Consider the following 15,197-nt stretch of genomic DNA (forward strand, 5'->3'; position numbering starts at 1 on the left):
GACCAGTTGCTGATCGTGCCGCGTTTTCAAGCCCGCGTCCTCGTGCGTCTGCGCCCCTCCGTACTCGATCCAGCCGGAGAAGCCGCGCGTGGTGCCGCTGAACGACTTGGGGTGGAAGGCCTCAGCAAGCTGCGGATCGGTAAAGCCGTGGAAATGGAGCTTGAGGCTCCTGATGAGGCCGAGGCCCGCCGCAGGTTGGAACTGCTCAGTGATCGCTTGCTGGCCAACCCGGTGATCGAAGACTGGAGCCTGGAGCTGGAGCAGTCATGAGCATCGGGGTCATCGTTTTTCCCGGCTCCAACTGCGACCGGGATGTGCAATGGGCAACCGAGGGTTGCCTTGGTATGAGCACGCGTCGGGTCTGGCATGAGGAGACAGACCTGAGCGGCTTTGACGCCATCGTTCTGCCGGGCGGTTTCAGCTACGGCGACTACCTGCGTTGCGGCGCCATTGCCCGCTTCGCACCAGCCCTGCAGTCCTTGATCGACTTTGCAGCCAAGGGCGGTCGCGTGCTCGGTATCTGCAACGGATTTCAGGTGCTCACGGAACTGGGCCTGCTCCCCGGCGCCCTCACCAGGAACCGCGATCTGCACTTCATCTGTGAAGACGCACCCCTCAAGGTGGTGAGCCAGCGCACGGCCTGGATGCAGGGGTACAACGATGGGGCCCTGACCCTGCCGATCGCCCACGGTGAAGGCCGCTACCAGTGCAGCGATGACACGCTCAAGCAACTTCAGGACGACGACGCCATCGCCCTGAGCTACGGCAACAACCCCAACGGGTCGGTGTCCGACATCGCAGGCATCACCAATGCCAGCGGCAGCGTTCTTGGCCTGATGCCCCACCCCGAGCGTGCCTGTGATCCGGCCACGGGAGGAACCGACGGCCGCCGCATGCTGGAAGCCCTGCTGGGCTGATGCCAACCCGCCGGACGCTGCTGATCTCAGGAGCATCCACGATCATCACGGCCCTGCTCTCCCCCAGGGCCATGGCGGCCCAGCGCAGGCTGAAACCCTTGAAGCCTGGATCACGCATCCGCGCCGTGAATCCCGGCACCTGGATGGATCCGGACACAGATCTCCAAGCCTTGCGCGAACGCTGCGATCAACAGCAGTGGCACCTGGAGATTCCCGCGGCCGTCACCCGTCAATGGCGCTATTTCTCGGGAACCGACCAGGAACGGGTTGAGGATCTGAGGTCAGCCTGGAACGATCCAACTGTGGATGCCGTGATGACCCTTGGCGGGGGCTGGGGGGCCGCCCGCGTGCTCGAAGCCGGTTTTCGTTTTCCGCGCCATCCCAAATGGAGCCTGGGGTTCTCCGACACCAGCTCCCTGCTGCTGGCCCAGTGGGCTGCTGGCCTGCCGGGGGCCATCCATGGATCCAGCGGCGGCACAGAGACGCAATGGCAACGCACGGTGGACTTGCTCTGCGGGCGTCCGGTGGCGCCCCTGCTGGGCGAGCCACGACGGCAGGGGATCGCCCGCGGACCCTTGGTGGTCACCAACCTGACCGTGGCGACCAACCTGATCGGCACGCCCTGGCTTCCCTCCCTGAAGGGGGCCATCCTGGTGCTGGAAGACGTGGGCGAAGCGCCCTACCGGGTTGATCGGATGCTGACCCAGTGGCGCAGCGCAGGCCTGTTGCAGCAGTTGGCAGGGGTGGCCTGCGGCCGCTTCAGCTGGGCTGAAGACGACATCCTTCCCGGCGATTTCACGATGGACGAGATCCTGGAGGAACGCCTGGGCGATCTGGGCATTCCGCTGGTGCTGAATCTGCCGCTGGGCCATGGACGGCCCAACCAGGCCTTGCCCCTGGGAGCGCAGGCACAGCTGGACGGCAACCACGGCCTGCTCAGCCTGATGGCCTGATCAAAGCGTGACGCTGCTCACGATCGAGCAGCCCAACAAAAAAAGGGGGTCTTTCGGCCCCCCGTCGATAGATCAATTGATCATGATGATCAGGCAGCGACGGCAGCCTTGGGATCAAGAGCACCCTTGGCGTAGAGGCCGGCGTAGTAGGTGATGCTCTGCTGCTGGATCTTGCTGGCGTTGCCAGCAGCCCAGAACTGCTGGTAACGGTCCAGGCAGACCTGCTTCATGTACTTGCGAGCAGGCTTGTTGAAGTGGCGGGGGTCGAAGTTGGAAGGATCGGCCATGGCCGCTTCACGCACAGCAGCGGTGAAGGCGAGACGGTTGTCGGTGTCGATGTTCACCTTGCGCACACCGTTGCGGATGCCTTCCTGGATTTCCTCGACGGGAACGCCGTAGGTCTCGGGGATGGCACCACCGTGCTTGTTGATCATCTCCAGCCATTCCTGCGGAACGGAGGAGGAGCCGTGCATCACCAGGTGGGTGTTGGGAATGGCTTTGTGGATCTCAGCGATGCGGCTGATGGCCAGCACTTCACCCGTGGGCTTGCGGGTGAACTTGTAAGCGCCGTGGCTGGTACCGATGGCGATGGCCAGGGCGTCGCACTTGGTCTTGGCGACGAAGTCGGCAGCCTCAGCGGGATCGGTGAGCAGCATGTCCTTGGACAGCTCGCCCTCGAAACCGTGGCCGTCTTCGGCTTCACCCTTGCCGGTTTCCAGGGAGCCCAGGCAACCCAGCTCACCCTCAACGCTCACGCCCACAGAGTGAGCGAAGTCCACCACCTGCTTGGTGACGTTGACGTTGTAGTCGTAGCTGGCGGGAGTCTTGGCGTCGGCTTCCAGGGAACCGTCCATCATCACGGAGGTGAAGCCGTTGATGGCAGCGGAGTAGCAGGTGTCAGGAGCGTTGCCGTGGTCCTGGTGCATCACCACAGGGATGTGGGGATAGGTCTCAGTCGCGGCCAGGATCAGGTGACGCAGGAAGATCTCACCGGCGTAGCTACGGGCTCCGCGGGAAGCCTGGAGGATCACAGGGCTGTCGGTCTCGTCAGCCGCTTCCATGATGGCCTGGACCTGCTCCAGATTGTTCACGTTGAACGCAGGAATGCCATAGCCGTTTTCAGCGGCGTGGTCGAGCAGGAGCCGAAGCGGAACGAGCGCCATAGGAAAAGTCTGAAACGGAGAACCTTGACGGATAAGACTCCGCCGGGCGACGACTTTACCTAGTTGTGTTCCAATTGTCACCAAGCCCTGTTGAACGAACGACAGAGCTTGGTGAAATCCGATTCAGTAGGTGTAACCAGCGACAAACAGCTGCTCATCCGAGGAAGGCTGTGATCCAGGCAAGTACTGACCTCGAGAAGCTTCAGAGTTGGCCTGAGCTCTTGCAAGCAGGGCTTTCTGACCAGCTTCCAGGTTGGAACCAGCCCAGCCTTTGAGGCAGGAGTGCTGAAGAGCACGGCCATAGGAGAAACCCAGGTTCCACTTGGCTTTGCGCTCAATGCTGTTCATGTGATTGAGGTAAACCGAGGCGGCCTCTTCACTCAGGCCTCCGGAGAGGAACACGATGCCGGGGACACTGGCAGGAACACTTCTTTCAAGGGTTCGCACCGTCATGGCAGCAACTTTTGCTGGATCGGCCTTCTCTGCACAATCAGCCCCTTGAACGGTCATGGAAGGCTTCAGAAGAGTGCCTTCGAGCAGAACACCGTTGGCGTGACAAGCGTGATAAACCTCCTGAATCACATGCTCCTGGATACGAGCTGTGGTTTCGATGCTGTGATTGCCGTCCATCAGGATTTCGGGCTCCACGATCGGCACCAAACCTGATTCCTGAACAGAGCGGGCATAACGGGCAAGGCCCCAAGCGTTTTCGCGAATGGAGAGCGCTGAAGGACAGCCATCTGCCGTGATCTGCAGCACAGCACGCCACTTAGCGAAGCGTGCACCTTGGGCGTAGTAGTCGGCAGCACGCTCAACCAACCCATCAAGGCCAGTGCAAAGAGTCTCGACGGCATTGGCTCCACCCAGGGGCCTCAGGCCCTTATCAACCTTGATGCCGGGGATGATTCCAAGCTTGCCCAATTTGTCGACCATCGACTCGCCATCGGCGTGGCTTTGGAACAGGGTCTCTTCGTACAGAATGGCGCCGCTGATGAATTCACCCAAGCCTGCTGTGGTGAAGAGCATTCCGCGGTAAGCCTGACGGTTCGCTTCCGTGTTCTCGACACCGATTGAGCCGAGACGTTTACCAATTGTCTTGGTGGATTCGTCAACAGCCAAGATCCCCTTACCAGGAGCGGCTAGGGCTTGGGCTGTAGCCATCAGTTCCGAGGAGTAATCCGCCAGAGCCATGGGGTCGATTCATTGGAAAGCAATTCTTCGATCTGAAGCGACAAACCAATTGACTTGAGTTACAAAAACGCCTTCAAATTGGAACCAAGAGATTGCATCATTTGGCGCAATCAGTTGTGAGCAAGTGACGTCTGTGCTTGGTCGCAGGCCACACGACTGGCCACGCCCTCGGCCAGTCCAGGCAGCATCGGTCGCCCACTGCGGATGCTCTCGGCCCACCAGCCCAGCACCCTGGCCACAGGGGCGATGCGGCCATCCGACCAGGTTTCAGGGAAGGCGAAATCGGCATCGGCTTGAACGGCGCGGAAGGGCTCACCGAGCGGGGCGTGCTGAAGCTCAAAGCCGTGGACGTAGTCCTTCTGATTGGTGCTGCTGAGCAGCAGCGATCCCGACGACCCCACCACATCCAGGCAGAACCCGCGACCGTTGCGCGACACGGAACTGAGGCTGACCTGCGCCGGCACCGGCAGGTCCTGCCTCCCCTGCCAATGGGCCACGGTCTGCAGCAGCGACACATCGGGGGCGTCCACGGCGGCCAGGCCACCCTCTGGGTGGGGGCGTTGCTTGATCGAAACGCTGTTCAGGGCCTGAACGGCCCCCAGGGGACCGATCAGCCAGGCCAGCATGTCCATGGCATGGGTTCCGAGGGCTCCGATCACACCGCCGCCCTGATCCGCCTGCGCATACCAGTTCCAGCCGCGCTGGGGATCGGCACGGCTGCCCATCAACCAGTCGAGCTTCACCAGCCAGGGCGTGCCGACGGCACCGGCCTGCAGAAGGCGTGCGGCCTGCATGAACAGGGGAACAGCGCGGTATTCGTAGTCAACAGCCACCGACAGTCCCCGTGCCAGGGCCAGCCGCTGCAGCTCGCGGGCTTGATCGGCATTCAGCGCGATGGGCTTTTCCAGCAGCAGATGCTTGCCCGCCTCCAGGGCCCGGCGGGCCAGGTCGAAGCGAGGAGCCGGTGGGGTGGCAATGATCACCGCGTCCACCGCGGGATCAGACAGCAGGGCATCCCAGTCACTGAATCCCTTCAAGCCATGGGCGGCCGTGGCGGCATCCAAGCGCTCCTGGCGCGGGTGCCAAAGCGCCACTGCCTCGAGATCAGTCGCTGCCGCAAGGGCCGGCAGGTGCACCTTCTCCCCGAAGCCGAGACCGGCGACGGCAACACCAAGGGGTTGTGGGGACATCTCAGCTGGAGAGGGGTTCGGTGCAGACAGCCTCAATCACGGAGGTGATCAGCCCGTCATCGCCGGCAGGCTGCCATTGGGCACGAAAACGCGGCAAACCATTCACCTGTTTGTCGCGATACAGCTCCTGGGAGCAGTCCAGCTGCATCACATAGAGCTCGCCGGAGGGCTGATCTCCCTCTTCAGTGGCCGCTGGAGTGAAGCGGCTGAGCACGGTTCGGTATCCATCCCGATCGATGCGCACACTGCCGCGATCCCACCACTGCTGGCCCGCGTCAGTGGCAGGCACCTCGATCCATTCCACGGGACCCGCCAGCACGGGGGCGACCCAGCAGACCAAGGCCAGGATCAGAACGCAACCAGCTCGGATCATGCGCTGGTGAGCTCCATCGGTTTGCAGCCGTGCAGGCGCAGAAGATTGGCCAGTGTGGAGCGCAGCTGGGTGCGGGGAACGATCGTGTCCACGAAGCCGTGCTCCTGCAGATATTCAGCCGTCTGGAAATTGTCGGGCAGCTTCTCCCGCAGGGTCTGTTCGATCACCCTGCGCCCAGCGAAACCAATCAAGGCCTTCGGTTCCGCCAGGATCAGATCGCCCAGCATGGCGAAACTGGCGGTCACACCCCCCGTGGTGGGGTGGGTGAGCAAGGGCATGTAGAGCAACTCGGCTTCGCGGTGGCGTTCCAGCGCTCCGGAGATCTTCGCCATCTGCATCAGGCTGAGCATCCCCTCCTGCATCCGGGCACCGCCGGAGGCACAAACGATCAGCAGCGGCAGCTTGCGGGCGGTGGACTCCTCGATCAGACGGGTGATTTTCTCCCCGACCACCGAGCCCATCGATCCCCCCATGAAGCGGAAGTCCATCGTTGCCAGACCCATGGGGATGCCTTCCACCCGGCAGAGCCCGGTGACGACACCATCCCGTAGCCCCGTTGAGGCCTGACTTTCCCTCAGCCGGTCGGCGTAGGCGCGCCGGTCTTTGAATCCGAGGGGATCCACCGGTGACAGATCCGCATTCAGCACCTGGAAGCTGTCGGGGTCCGCAATCAGTGCGATGCGTTCAGCACTGTCGATCCGGTGGTGATGGCCGCAGTTGGCGCAAACACTGGCGTTGAGTTTCAGGTCTTTGAGATAAACGACCTGACCACACTCCGGGCATTTGCTCCACAGCCCATCGCCTTCATCGGGTTCCTGCTTGATGTTGGCGACGTACTGACCCTTGCGGCGATCAGCAAACCAATCGAACAGAGACACACAGAGCTGTCAGCTCACACCATTAAAAGCCGGACTGGGAATCGACGCCGGGGAATCAAGCGCCAGGCCACCACGTTGGTGAAGCTGCCGACGCAGGCGCCCAGCAGGCCGGCCCAAGCCAGGATCAACCCTTCCATCGGGTCCGACCGCGGCTCGTGCGTCCCCGGATCAGATCGATGGCAATGAACTCTTCGTCCGGCAGAAGAACAGGGGTCTCGAAGACCACGCGGCCATCGGGTTCCTGCGGATCCACCACCACACCGAGAGGCTCCTGCCCCGCAGGAGTGCTGGAGAGATAGGCGAAATAAATGCGACGGGCCTGGGCGATCAGCGAGCGGCTGTCAATGCGATCCCAGCGGGGCGTCGAGGGCGCCCCCGAGGCTCCGCGGATTTCAAAGGAGGGCGTTGACAAAGAAATAGAGCCCACCTGATCACTCAGATGGGCCCATTGTAGAGACGATTGTTGGTGGGAGAAGCGATCAGCTGAGCTTGTTCTTCTCTTCGATCATGCGGTGAATGATCGGAGTGAGGATAAGTTCCATCGCGAAGCCCATCTTGCCGCCGTTCACCACGATGCTGGTGGGGCTGGACATGAAGGAATCGTGGATCATGTTCAGCAGGTAACCGAAGTCGATCCCCCACTTCTCACGAGCACCCTTGCGGAAGTGGATGATCACGAAGCTTTCATCCGGGGTCGGGATGTTCCGGCAGATGAAGGGGTTGGAGGTGTCCACGGTGGGAACACGCTGGAAGTTGATGTCGGTCTGGCTGAACTGCGGGCAGATGTGATTGATGTAATCAGGCATCCGGCGCAGGATCGTGTCAACGATCGCTTCAGCGGTATAACCACGCTCAGCGTTGTCGCGGTGGATTTTCTGAATCCACTCAAGGTTGGTGATCGGCACCACACCCACCAGGAGGTCGGCCAGGGCGGCAACGTCGTAACCCTCGCCCTTCACACCGCCGTGGAGGCCTTCGTAGAACAGCACATCAGTGCCGGTCGGGATGTCTTCCCAAGGCGTGAACTGACCCGGCTCAAGGTTGACGCCAAGACGAGCGTTGTGTTCAGCCGCTTCTTCAACGCTGTGGAGGTAGTAGCGCTTCTGACCAGCACCGGTTTCGCCATAGGTGCGGAACAGTTCCTCGAGCTTGTCGAAGAGGTTGGCCTCAGGGCCGAAGTGGGAGAAGTTCTCACCCTTGGCCAGGGCATCCGCCATGGCCTGTTTCATGGGCATCCGCTCGTAGCGGTGGTAGCTATCGCCTTCCACCACTGCAGGGGTAATGCCTTCCCTCGCAAAGATGTGCTCGAAGGCGCGCTTGACGGTGCTGGTTCCAGCTCCGGAAGAACCGGTAACAGCGACAACCGGATGACGCTTCGACATCGACGCAGGGACTACGGGCCCGGCGATCCTGCCAGATCAGGGCCCGATTGCACCAATCTCTGGCTTACAGAGCTTTGAGCAATTGCTCACCCATAGCGCGACAACCCAGCTGGGTGCAGCCTTCTGCCATGAGATCACCCGTGCGGAAGCCACCGGCCAGAACGGCATCCACAGCGGCCTCAAGATCATCGGCAGCCGCGGCCTGTTTGAGGCCGATGCGCAGCATCATTGCGGCCGACAGCACCATGGCCATGGGATTGGCCTTGTCCTGACCGGCGATGTCGGGAGCTGAACCGTGCACAGGCTCAAACAAACCAGGGCCCTCACTGCCGAGGGAGGCTGAGGGCAGCATGCCGATGGAGCCGGTGAGCATCGCAGCCTCATCGCTGAGGATGTCGCCGAAGAGGTTGCCGGTGAGCAGCACATCGAACTGGCGGGGATCACGCACCAGCTGCATCGCCGCGTTGTCCACATACATGTGGCTCACCTCCACAGCGCCGTAGCTGGGCGCCATGGCATCCACGCGGTCCCGCCAAAGCTGGCTCACATCGAGCACATTTGCCTTGTCCACCGAGCAGAGCCGGGCCCGCCGCTCCTGGGCGATCTCAAAGGCCACCTTCGCGATGCGATCAACCTCCGAGGCGGAGTAGGTCATGGTGTTGAAGCCGCGCTCGTCCCCCTCGGTCTCAATGCGTCCCTTGGGCTGACCGAAGTAGATCCCCCCGGTGAGTTCCCGCACCACCATCAGGTCCACCCCCTCGATCACCTCACGCTTGAGGCTGCTGGCATCGATGAGGGCCGGAACAATCTTCACCGGCCGCAAATTGGCAAACAGCTCCATGCCGGCGCGCAGGCCAAGCAGGCCGGTTTCGGGGCGTTTCTCTCGGGGAAGACTGTCAAAACGGGGGCTGCCGATGGCGGCGAGCAAAACCGCATCGGCTGCCTTGCAGGCTTCGAGGGTGCTGGCGGGCAACGGCTCACCGGTGGCATCGATAGCGCTGCCACCGATCGGATGCTCTTCAAAGCTCAACGAAAAGCCATGGCGCTGGCTCACCACCTCCAGCAGCTGACGGGCGACAGCGGTGATCTCGGGGCCGATGCCATCACCGGGCAGGAGAACAACGCGGTGCTGAGCCATGACGGTGCGGTGCGGCAGGTCGACCGCTGAGGTTACTGAGGGGTGTCCCGCTTGAGCTCCCGCAGGGTCTTGGCCATCTCCGGCAGCTTGCTGAAGGTGGTGGCACATCGCAGCCAGAGACGATTCGGAATCGCGGGGAAACCACTCACCACCGCTCCGGGGTCCACATCAGCGTGAATACCAGTCTTGGAGCTGGCGATGGCGCGATCGCCGACGACAACACGATTGGCGACCCCCACCTGGCCCGCCAGGATCACCCCCTGGCCGATGTGGGCGCCGCCGGCGATGCCCACCTGGGAGGCGAAGGCGCAGCCACGGCCGGTGGTGACGCCATGGCCAATCTGCACCAGGTTGTCGATCTTGGTGCCGGCACCAATGCGGGTCTCGCCGACGGAAGGGCGATCAATGGTGGTGCCGCTACCCACCTCAACGCCGTCTTCAAGAACCACCTGGCCGGTCTGCGGCATTTTTCGCCAGCCCTTGGCCGTCGGCACAAAGCCGAACCCTTCGGAGCCGACGACGGCATTGGAGTTCACCACACAGCCCCGCCCGAGACGGCTGCCGGGGTGGAGCACGGCATTGGCGTGCAGCTCACAGCCATCACCCACCACCACGTTGTCGTAGATCACCACCCCGGGATGAACGATGCAGTCGGCACCAAGACGGCTTCCCTCCCCGATGCAGACCCGCGGGCCCACCGCTGTGCCGGGGCCCACCACAGCCCGTTCATCGATCACCGCCGAAGGGTGAATCTCCGCCAAGGGCCGGCGGCGGGGATGCAACTGATCGAGGGCTTCAGCAAAGGCCAGACGCGGATCCGCGAAGACCGCAAATGCGATGCCACGCTGCGAAGCCAGATCAATCAGATCCTGTTGGTCGGGCAGTAACAGGGCACCCACGCCGCTGGCGCCCAAAGCCGCCATCAGGGCATTGCCCTTCTCCAGAAAGCTGAGCTGGGCGGCTGAGGCCTGATCGAGTGAAGCGGCACCCTCAAGCCATGGGTCCAAGCCCGGCTGGCTCCAACGCAGGCCTGCATCACCGGTCTGCAAAACCTTGATCAGGGTGCTGAAACGCATGGAGGCCAGGGCAGTCCGGCGGATCGTAGACGTGGTTAACGGCTGCGAAGCACCAGACCATCGCGATGCACCACCACCGGGGAGGACTCCCCCGGTGATGGGTCATTCATCGCGGCCCGCAACTGGTCGCTGTCCATCGAACAGAGCCCACGGCCCAGGTCCTCCCCATCGGGGTCCAGCAACTGAACGGGTTGATTAGCGGCGAACTCACCCCGCACCGCCGTCACACCCACCAACAGCAGAGAAGCACCACGGTGCTGCAGGGCAGCACAGGCCCCCGCATCCAGCTGCAGTTCACCCTCAGGCTGAAGCACGTGGGCCAGCCAACTGCGTCGGTTGCCCAGGGGTTCGGGGTGGGGATGGAACACCGTCCCCCCCCGTTCCCCCTGCAACAAAGCCTCGAGGCGAGCGGTGTCGCGGCCATCGGCGAGCTGCACGGTGATGCCACTGGCGGTGGCGATGCGGGCTGCCGCCAGCTTCGTGGTCATGCCCCCGGTGCCCCAGCGCCCCCCGACTCCAGCCCCCTGTTCCAAGGAGTCCAACTCCCGGGGGTGGCGAACATCCGAGATCGGTTCGGCGTTGGCATCAACCCGCGGGTCCGAGGAATAAAGGCGATCAACATCCGTGAGCAGGATCAGTTGCTGGGCTTCAAGGGCGGCAGCCACCAACGCCGAGAGGGTGTCGTTGTCGCCGAAGCGCAACTCCGCCGGCGAGAGGGCATCGTTCTCGTTGATCACCGGCAGCACCCCCCAGCTCAGCAGCTGCCGCAAAGTGCCCGAAGCGTTCTGATACCGACGGCGATCGGCCAGGTCGGAGCGGGTCAGCAGCACTTGCGCCACGGAACGACCATGGCGTTCCATGGCCCGTTCGTACAGCGCCATCAGCGCGCCCTGGCCGATGGCCGCAGCCGCCTGCAGGGCCACCACCGTGTCGGGTCGGTTGGTGAGGGCCAACTTCTGACAGCCCAGCCCAACGGCACCACTGGTGACCAGCACCACCTGGTCACCGCGGTCCATGGCCCCTGCGAAGCAGCGGGCGTAGCCATCAATCGTGGTGGCGGTCTCCCCCCGAAGCAGGCTGGTGCCGATTTTCACGACCCAAAGGGTCATGCTGAAGGCGCCCCCATCACGCGGGCCATGGCGCGTTCAAACCGCTGCACCCGGTCATGGCGGCAGGGCTTGCCGTCGTCTCGAACCGGTCGAACCAACACCGTGTAAAGCCCCATTCGGTTGCCGCAGATCACATCCGTGAAAAGGCGGTCGCCGATCATCGCGATCGCCTCCGGGGGCAGCGCGAGATCGCGAACCACGCTGCGCAGGGCGCCACGGCGGGGCTTGCCGGCACCAAAGGTGAAGCTGACCTGCAGCTGATCAGCCACGGCCGCAATCCGATCGCGGGAAGGGTTGTTGCTGAACAGGTGCAACTGCAGGCGGCGGCCGGCATCAACCAGCCAGTCGCGCACCGGCCCTGGCAGGGTTACGTCACGACCGGGCAGAAGGGTACGGTCGACGTCGATGACGGCGGCCTTCAGGCCGTGGGCCGTGAGGTGGGGCAACGAAAGCTGGGCAATGGTGAGGTGGGGATCCCAATCGGGGGTCAGCCAGTGCTGTGCCGTCAATCCGGCCATTCACGCTCCTCCAGTTCCGCCTCAATCAGGGGTTGAACGCGGTCGAGCTCATCCTCGCTCAGCAGCACCGCCTGGCCATCCACCATCCGCACCAACACCAGGAAGGGATCGAGGGGGATGTAGAGACCGTATTCCTCCGCGTCGACCATGAAGCTCACCAGCAGCTCAAAAGTCTCGGCGTCCTCATCAACATCGTCGTCCTCTTCCAGCTCGTCGAGCTCGTCCTGATCCGGCTCCTCCAGTTCGCCACTGACGGTGAGGGTGATCGCCGATCGCACCAAAACCAAGTCGTGCTCCTGGAGCACCACATCAGCCACCGAGAGAATTGGCTCGCTGCTGGCAACTTCCGTAATCGGCACCGGCTCTGCATCGTCATTGAGCCGAAACAGCGACACCGGTGTGTCGACCGGCGAGAGCAGGGCGTAGTCCTGCCCCTCGATGGGGATCAGATGCTCGAGGAAACACAGCAGGTCATGGCCCTCGCGGTCGCGGACCAGCAGGGTGGGGTGATCGCTGCTCTTACCGGGGCCCGACTCAGACATCGACGCGGCTCTGACTGGGCTCAGGATCCACCATCGCCCGCCCCGGCGCCCGACCTTGACGCACTCTGTTGGGCCGGTTTGAGCTCCGGACCCTCCGCCAGCCATTGCTCCAGCAGCAGGGCAGCAGCTGCACTGTCCAGACGTCCGCTGCGATCGCCCGTCAGCCCGAACTGTTCACCGGCCGCCCAGGTGCTGCTGTGTTCATTCACCCAGGCCAAGGGCAAATCGAGGGCGGCAGCCAGGCGCAGGCCGTAACGCTGGCAATGCTCCGCCTGGGCCGTGGGCTGGCCCGCGGCATCCAGGGGCAAGCCCACCACGAGCCCCTGCACCGACCGTTCACGGCAGTGGGCCCGCAGAACGACCAGATCCGCATCAAAGCGACCACGACGCAGGGCAGCGAGGGGCGTGACGCTGATGCCCAGGGCATCGCAGCCGGCCAGGCCGATGCGCCGCCGGCCCACATCGAGGCTGAGGATCGAACAGGGACGCGGCCGCATCAGTGCCGATCACCCAGGCTTGGTGTGGGCAAAGGTGTGCCCTGAGGCCGCAATCGGCCCAGCACCTGATCGAGCGATCGGGTCAGCTGCAGGTTGCGCTGGGGTGACTGACGCCGCCACATGCTGCGTCCGAGCAGCAGCTGCTCGTCGCCGCGGGTCCAGCCCTCCGCCTCCAGGATCCGGCCGAGGGGGGCATCGTCAAAGGCCGTGAGCAGCCCGCGGGGGCGGCCGCGCTGAAGGATCCCGTTCAAAACCTGGGGAAGGGCCTGATCCAGCCGGGGATCCCAGGCGACGTCGCGCATCAGTTCCAGGAACCCTGCCTCTCCCGCATCGGGAAGGCGGATGCAGCCGGCCAACACAGCATCTCCAGCCATCAGCACGCCGCAGCCGGGGCCGTTGCGGTCCAGCAGATCCAGCCAATGGCGGTCGGTGATCTGACGCAGGTGGCTGTGGCTGCCGCCCTGCTCGATCGGCCAGAGCAATTGGGCGGTGCGGCGGTTCAAAGCCGCCCAGCGCAGACCCCCTGGCAACGGATCGGTGCCATTTGGATCAACCCCAGCCCCTGGTGGACACCAGCACTGATACGGACGAAGCGGTTGAAAGCCCAGCTCCCGCAGCAGGGCAATGGCATCGGCATCGGTGGCCGGGCAGCGGATCACCCAGCTGCAGATCTGGGCCGTCCACGACTGCAAAGCCTGCTGAAGCAGGGACTGCTGAATGGTGCGCTGGCTGTGATCGTCCAGCGGGCCCAGCAGCTCCGGCAGACGAAGGATCCAGCAGCTGCCGCGGCGGTTGAACGGCCGGGCCACCACACTGGCCACCGGGCGATCTCCCGCGAGGGCGATCAGGCAACGGGGCGAACGGCTGGGGAGCAGATCGGGAAAGCGTTGCTCAACTCTGGAGAGCCATTCACCGATCAGAAAACCCTGAAAGCGTGAAAGCTGATCGATCGGCGCGTCCTGAACCCACTGGGCCAGGTGGGCCGGATTAAGGGGCTCAATGCGGATGGAGGTGGTCTTGGGTTCTGTCACAGGACACCCTCAACCCCAACTGCTCACAATGTATCGCTCATTCCAGGCCTGGCCGCACCAACACCAGGGGGGTGCGCTCATCGGCATTGCCGGCGGGATTGGGACGCAGGGCCCGGCCCAGCAAGCCCTCATCACAGCCGGGGCTGGAGGCCAGCACCTTCACGCGGCCGAGGTCGTTGACGTCGACGATGGCAACGTCGACCCCGAGTTCGGCAGAAGCATCACGACAGAACTGCTCAGCCCGGGATGGACCAAGAACAATGGTCTGGTCATAGGGCGGTGTGGTGCCGGTGATGTCGTCGATCAAGCGGGCCTGGTCACCGGCGAGGCGATAGAAGCCACCGGGGATGCCCACCAGCTTCATCAGCAGACCCCCCAGCCAGGCGGCCAGCACCCGGGTGGGCCCCACCAGATCGATCAAGGTCTGCATGCCGCAGGCCGTGGCCAGGCTGCTGGTGGGATGAAACACGCGGCAGGCCAGGCGCGCCACCATGCCGGGTTCCACCTCACTGGGATGGCGGTAGCGACCCTGGATCACCGCCACGGGGGTCTCGCCGATGGTGAGGATGTCGCCGGGCTGCACCAGATCGGCGGCGTAGGTGCGCAGGACGTCGATGGCGTCATCCAGGGGGCCGAGCAGGTGGGTGCGCAGCGGCAAGACGCGGCAGCCTTCCCCCTGGCGGAAGTGAGCTTGATCGGGCTGCAGAGGTTCAGGACGGCTCAAGGGCACCAGCACGCCCTGACGGCGCTGCAAGCGACCGAAGGGTCCGTAATTCACCCAGTGGGCATCCACCCAGAGGCTGTCGATGCGAGCGGATGGGGTCGGGCCGGTGATCTCGATCGAGACCCGGGCACGCGTGGTTTTGCGTCCTTTGACGATGTAGGCCGCCCAGTAGCCGTCTGCGCGGGTCTCCTCGTCGGGATGGTCGGCAATGATCCGCGTTGTCACCTCCAGGCCGGCGGGATCAGAGGACCCCAGCAGCACGGGCTCGACCCGCAGCTCCGGCACAAAAATCTCCATGCGGGGGTGGGGGTTGCTGATCTCCAGCACACCCTCGATGCGGAGCCGCCCGCCCAGGTCATCAACACGCCAGTCGCGCGGGGTCATCCGCAACGGTGAAGCAGGCCTGAGGCGATGGCGGAGCTCCAGCCAGGCCACAGCAAGTCCTAGGCCGAGCGGAGCAAGCAGCAGCGACACAGCGGATCCGGCTCAGCGACCGGGACAACTGGCCGGCAGCG

At 63.8% G+C, this 15,197-nt stretch carries 19 protein-coding genes; 3 read left to right on the forward strand and 16 right to left on the reverse strand.

Annotated elements, in window-relative coordinates:
• Positions 1–15: 15 nt before the first annotated feature.
• From purS to DXY33_RS05560, 3 genes are read left to right on the forward strand one after another with little or no spacing between them, the layout of a single operon-like run.
• Entirely contained in the window at positions 16–270 is a 255-nt protein-coding gene (gene purS, locus DXY33_RS05550) for a phosphoribosylformylglycinamidine synthase subunit PurS (protein ID WP_011364806.1), read from the forward strand.
• Positions 267–917 carry a phosphoribosylformylglycinamidine synthase subunit PurQ gene (gene purQ, locus DXY33_RS05555; protein WP_114987919.1) on the forward strand — a complete coding sequence of 217 codons (651 nt, stop codon included), beginning with the start codon at positions 267–269 and terminating at the stop codon, positions 915–917. Before purS ends, purQ begins: the two co-directional genes overlap by 4 nt.
• Positions 917–1,870 (forward strand): LD-carboxypeptidase, encoded by a 954-nt coding sequence (locus DXY33_RS05560; RefSeq protein WP_115132077.1) that lies wholly within the window; start codon positions 917–919, stop codon positions 1,868–1,870. The genes purQ and DXY33_RS05560 overlap by 1 nt, the downstream gene beginning before the upstream one ends.
• Positions 1,871–1,959: 89 nt before the next feature.
• Here DXY33_RS05560 and fba read toward each other — a convergent pair whose 3' ends face one another.
• The 16 genes from fba to DXY33_RS05635 form a co-directional block, all read right to left on the reverse strand.
• Positions 1,960–3,033: a class II fructose-bisphosphate aldolase gene (fba, locus tag DXY33_RS05565; protein ID WP_114987921.1), complete on the reverse strand. Its 1,074-nt coding sequence runs from the start codon at positions 3,031–3,033 to the stop codon at positions 1,960–1,962.
• Positions 3,034–3,156: 123 nt separating this feature from the next.
• Positions 3,157–4,224, reverse strand: a complete 1,068-nt coding sequence (locus DXY33_RS05570; protein ID WP_115132078.1) for a class I fructose-bisphosphate aldolase — start codon at positions 4,222–4,224, stop codon at positions 3,157–3,159.
• 110 nt (positions 4,225–4,334) lie between these two features.
• Entirely contained in the window at positions 4,335–5,414 is a 1,080-nt protein-coding gene (locus DXY33_RS05575) for a Gfo/Idh/MocA family protein (RefSeq protein ID WP_115132079.1), read from the reverse strand.
• A 1-nt stretch (position 5,415) separates the two neighbouring features.
• On the reverse strand, positions 5,416–5,787 hold the full coding sequence (locus DXY33_RS05580; protein ID WP_115132080.1) for a hypothetical protein: 372 nt from the start codon (positions 5,785–5,787) through the stop codon (positions 5,416–5,418).
• The gene (gene accD, locus DXY33_RS05585) at positions 5,784–6,665 is read right to left on the reverse strand and encodes an acetyl-CoA carboxylase, carboxyltransferase subunit beta (protein ID WP_115132081.1); all 882 of its coding nucleotides are present in this window, start codon (positions 6,663–6,665) and stop codon (positions 5,784–5,786) included. The genes DXY33_RS05580 and accD overlap by 4 nt, the downstream gene beginning before the upstream one ends.
• Before the next feature lie 14 nt (positions 6,666–6,679).
• Complete coding sequence (locus DXY33_RS12665) at positions 6,680–6,802, reverse strand: prepilin peptidase (RefSeq protein ID WP_244275883.1); 123 nt, start codon at positions 6,800–6,802, stop codon at positions 6,680–6,682.
• Positions 6,790–7,077: a hypothetical protein gene (locus tag DXY33_RS05590; RefSeq protein ID WP_115132082.1), complete on the reverse strand. Its 288-nt coding sequence runs from the start codon at positions 7,075–7,077 to the stop codon at positions 6,790–6,792. The genes DXY33_RS12665 and DXY33_RS05590 overlap by 13 nt, the downstream gene beginning before the upstream one ends.
• Positions 7,078–7,144: 67 nt before the next feature.
• Positions 7,145–8,047 carry a phosphoribulokinase gene (locus tag DXY33_RS05595; RefSeq protein ID WP_115132083.1) on the reverse strand — a complete coding sequence of 301 codons (903 nt, stop codon included), beginning with the start codon at positions 8,045–8,047 and terminating at the stop codon, positions 7,145–7,147.
• A gap of 64 nt (positions 8,048–8,111) precedes the next feature.
• Positions 8,112–9,185: a 3-isopropylmalate dehydrogenase gene (gene leuB / locus DXY33_RS05600; protein ID WP_115132084.1), complete on the reverse strand. Its 1,074-nt coding sequence runs from the start codon at positions 9,183–9,185 to the stop codon at positions 8,112–8,114.
• 32 nt (positions 9,186–9,217) lie between these two features.
• Positions 9,218–10,261, reverse strand: a complete 1,044-nt coding sequence (lpxD, locus tag DXY33_RS05605; protein WP_115132085.1) for a UDP-3-O-(3-hydroxymyristoyl)glucosamine N-acyltransferase — start codon at positions 10,259–10,261, stop codon at positions 9,218–9,220.
• Between the two features lie 35 nt (positions 10,262–10,296).
• A complete protein-coding gene (gene proB / locus DXY33_RS05610) occupies positions 10,297–11,370 on the reverse strand; it encodes a glutamate 5-kinase (protein WP_115132086.1) in 1,074 nt (357 codons plus the stop codon).
• Positions 11,367–11,888, reverse strand: a complete 522-nt coding sequence (locus DXY33_RS05615; RefSeq protein WP_115132087.1) for a YqeG family HAD IIIA-type phosphatase — start codon at positions 11,886–11,888, stop codon at positions 11,367–11,369. Before DXY33_RS05615 ends, proB begins: the two co-directional genes overlap by 4 nt.
• A complete protein-coding gene (locus DXY33_RS05620) occupies positions 11,876–12,430 on the reverse strand; it encodes a DUF3727 domain-containing protein (RefSeq protein ID WP_115132088.1) in 555 nt (184 codons plus the stop codon). Before DXY33_RS05620 ends, DXY33_RS05615 begins: the two co-directional genes overlap by 13 nt.
• A 20-nt stretch (positions 12,431–12,450) precedes the next feature.
• Complete coding sequence (gene ruvX / locus DXY33_RS05625) at positions 12,451–12,927, reverse strand: Holliday junction resolvase RuvX (RefSeq protein ID WP_115132089.1); 477 nt, start codon at positions 12,925–12,927, stop codon at positions 12,451–12,453.
• The gene (locus DXY33_RS05630; RefSeq protein ID WP_115132090.1) at positions 12,927–13,958 is read right to left on the reverse strand and encodes a hypothetical protein; all 1,032 of its coding nucleotides are present in this window, start codon (positions 13,956–13,958) and stop codon (positions 12,927–12,929) included. Before DXY33_RS05630 ends, ruvX begins: the two co-directional genes overlap by 1 nt.
• A gap of 37 nt (positions 13,959–13,995) precedes the next feature.
• Positions 13,996–15,156, reverse strand: coding sequence for a F420-0:Gamma-glutamyl ligase (locus DXY33_RS05635; protein WP_115132091.1), 1,161 nt, complete (start codon positions 15,154–15,156; stop codon positions 13,996–13,998).
• Between the last annotated feature and the right edge of the window lie 41 nt (positions 15,157–15,197).

The organism is Synechococcus sp. N26 (assembly GCF_900473975.1).
Lineage (GTDB): Bacteria > Cyanobacteriota > Cyanobacteriia > PCC-6307 > Cyanobiaceae > Parasynechococcus.

Bases quoted from the DNA above. Each gene is read 5' to 3' on its own strand.
- purQ (WP_114987919.1), top strand. From the start codon at position 267: ATGAGCATCGGGGTCATCGTTTTTCCCGGCTCCAACTGCGACCGGGAT.
- DXY33_RS05560 (WP_115132077.1), top strand. From the start codon at position 917: ATGCCAACCCGCCGGACGCTGCTGATCTCAGGAGCATCCACGATCATC.
- fba (WP_114987921.1), bottom strand. From the start codon at position 3,033: ATGGCGCTCGTTCCGCTTCGGCTCCTGCTCGACCACGCCGCTGAAAAC.
- DXY33_RS05570 (WP_115132078.1), bottom strand. From the start codon at position 4,224: ATGGCTCTGGCGGATTACTCCTCGGAACTGATGGCTACAGCCCAAGCC.
- DXY33_RS05575 (WP_115132079.1), bottom strand. From the start codon at position 5,414: ATGTCCCCACAACCCCTTGGTGTTGCCGTCGCCGGTCTCGGCTTCGGG.
- DXY33_RS05580 (WP_115132080.1), bottom strand. From the start codon at position 5,787: ATGATCCGAGCTGGTTGCGTTCTGATCCTGGCCTTGGTCTGCTGGGTC.
- DXY33_RS12665 (WP_244275883.1), bottom strand. From the start codon at position 6,802: ATGGAAGGGTTGATCCTGGCTTGGGCCGGCCTGCTGGGCGCCTGCGTC.
- DXY33_RS05595 (WP_115132083.1), bottom strand. From the start codon at position 8,047: ATGTCGAAGCGTCATCCGGTTGTCGCTGTTACCGGTTCTTCCGGAGCT.
- leuB (WP_115132084.1), bottom strand. From the start codon at position 9,185: ATGGCTCAGCACCGCGTTGTTCTCCTGCCCGGTGATGGCATCGGCCCC.
- lpxD (WP_115132085.1), bottom strand. From the start codon at position 10,261: ATGCGTTTCAGCACCCTGATCAAGGTTTTGCAGACCGGTGATGCAGGC.
- proB (WP_115132086.1), bottom strand. From the start codon at position 11,370: ATGACCCTTTGGGTCGTGAAAATCGGCACCAGCCTGCTTCGGGGGGAG.
- DXY33_RS05615 (WP_115132087.1), bottom strand. From the start codon at position 11,888: ATGGCCGGATTGACGGCACAGCACTGGCTGACCCCCGATTGGGATCCC.
- DXY33_RS05620 (WP_115132088.1), bottom strand. From the start codon at position 12,430: ATGTCTGAGTCGGGCCCCGGTAAGAGCAGCGATCACCCCACCCTGCTG.
- ruvX (WP_115132089.1), bottom strand. From the start codon at position 12,927: ATGCGGCCGCGTCCCTGTTCGATCCTCAGCCTCGATGTGGGCCGGCGG.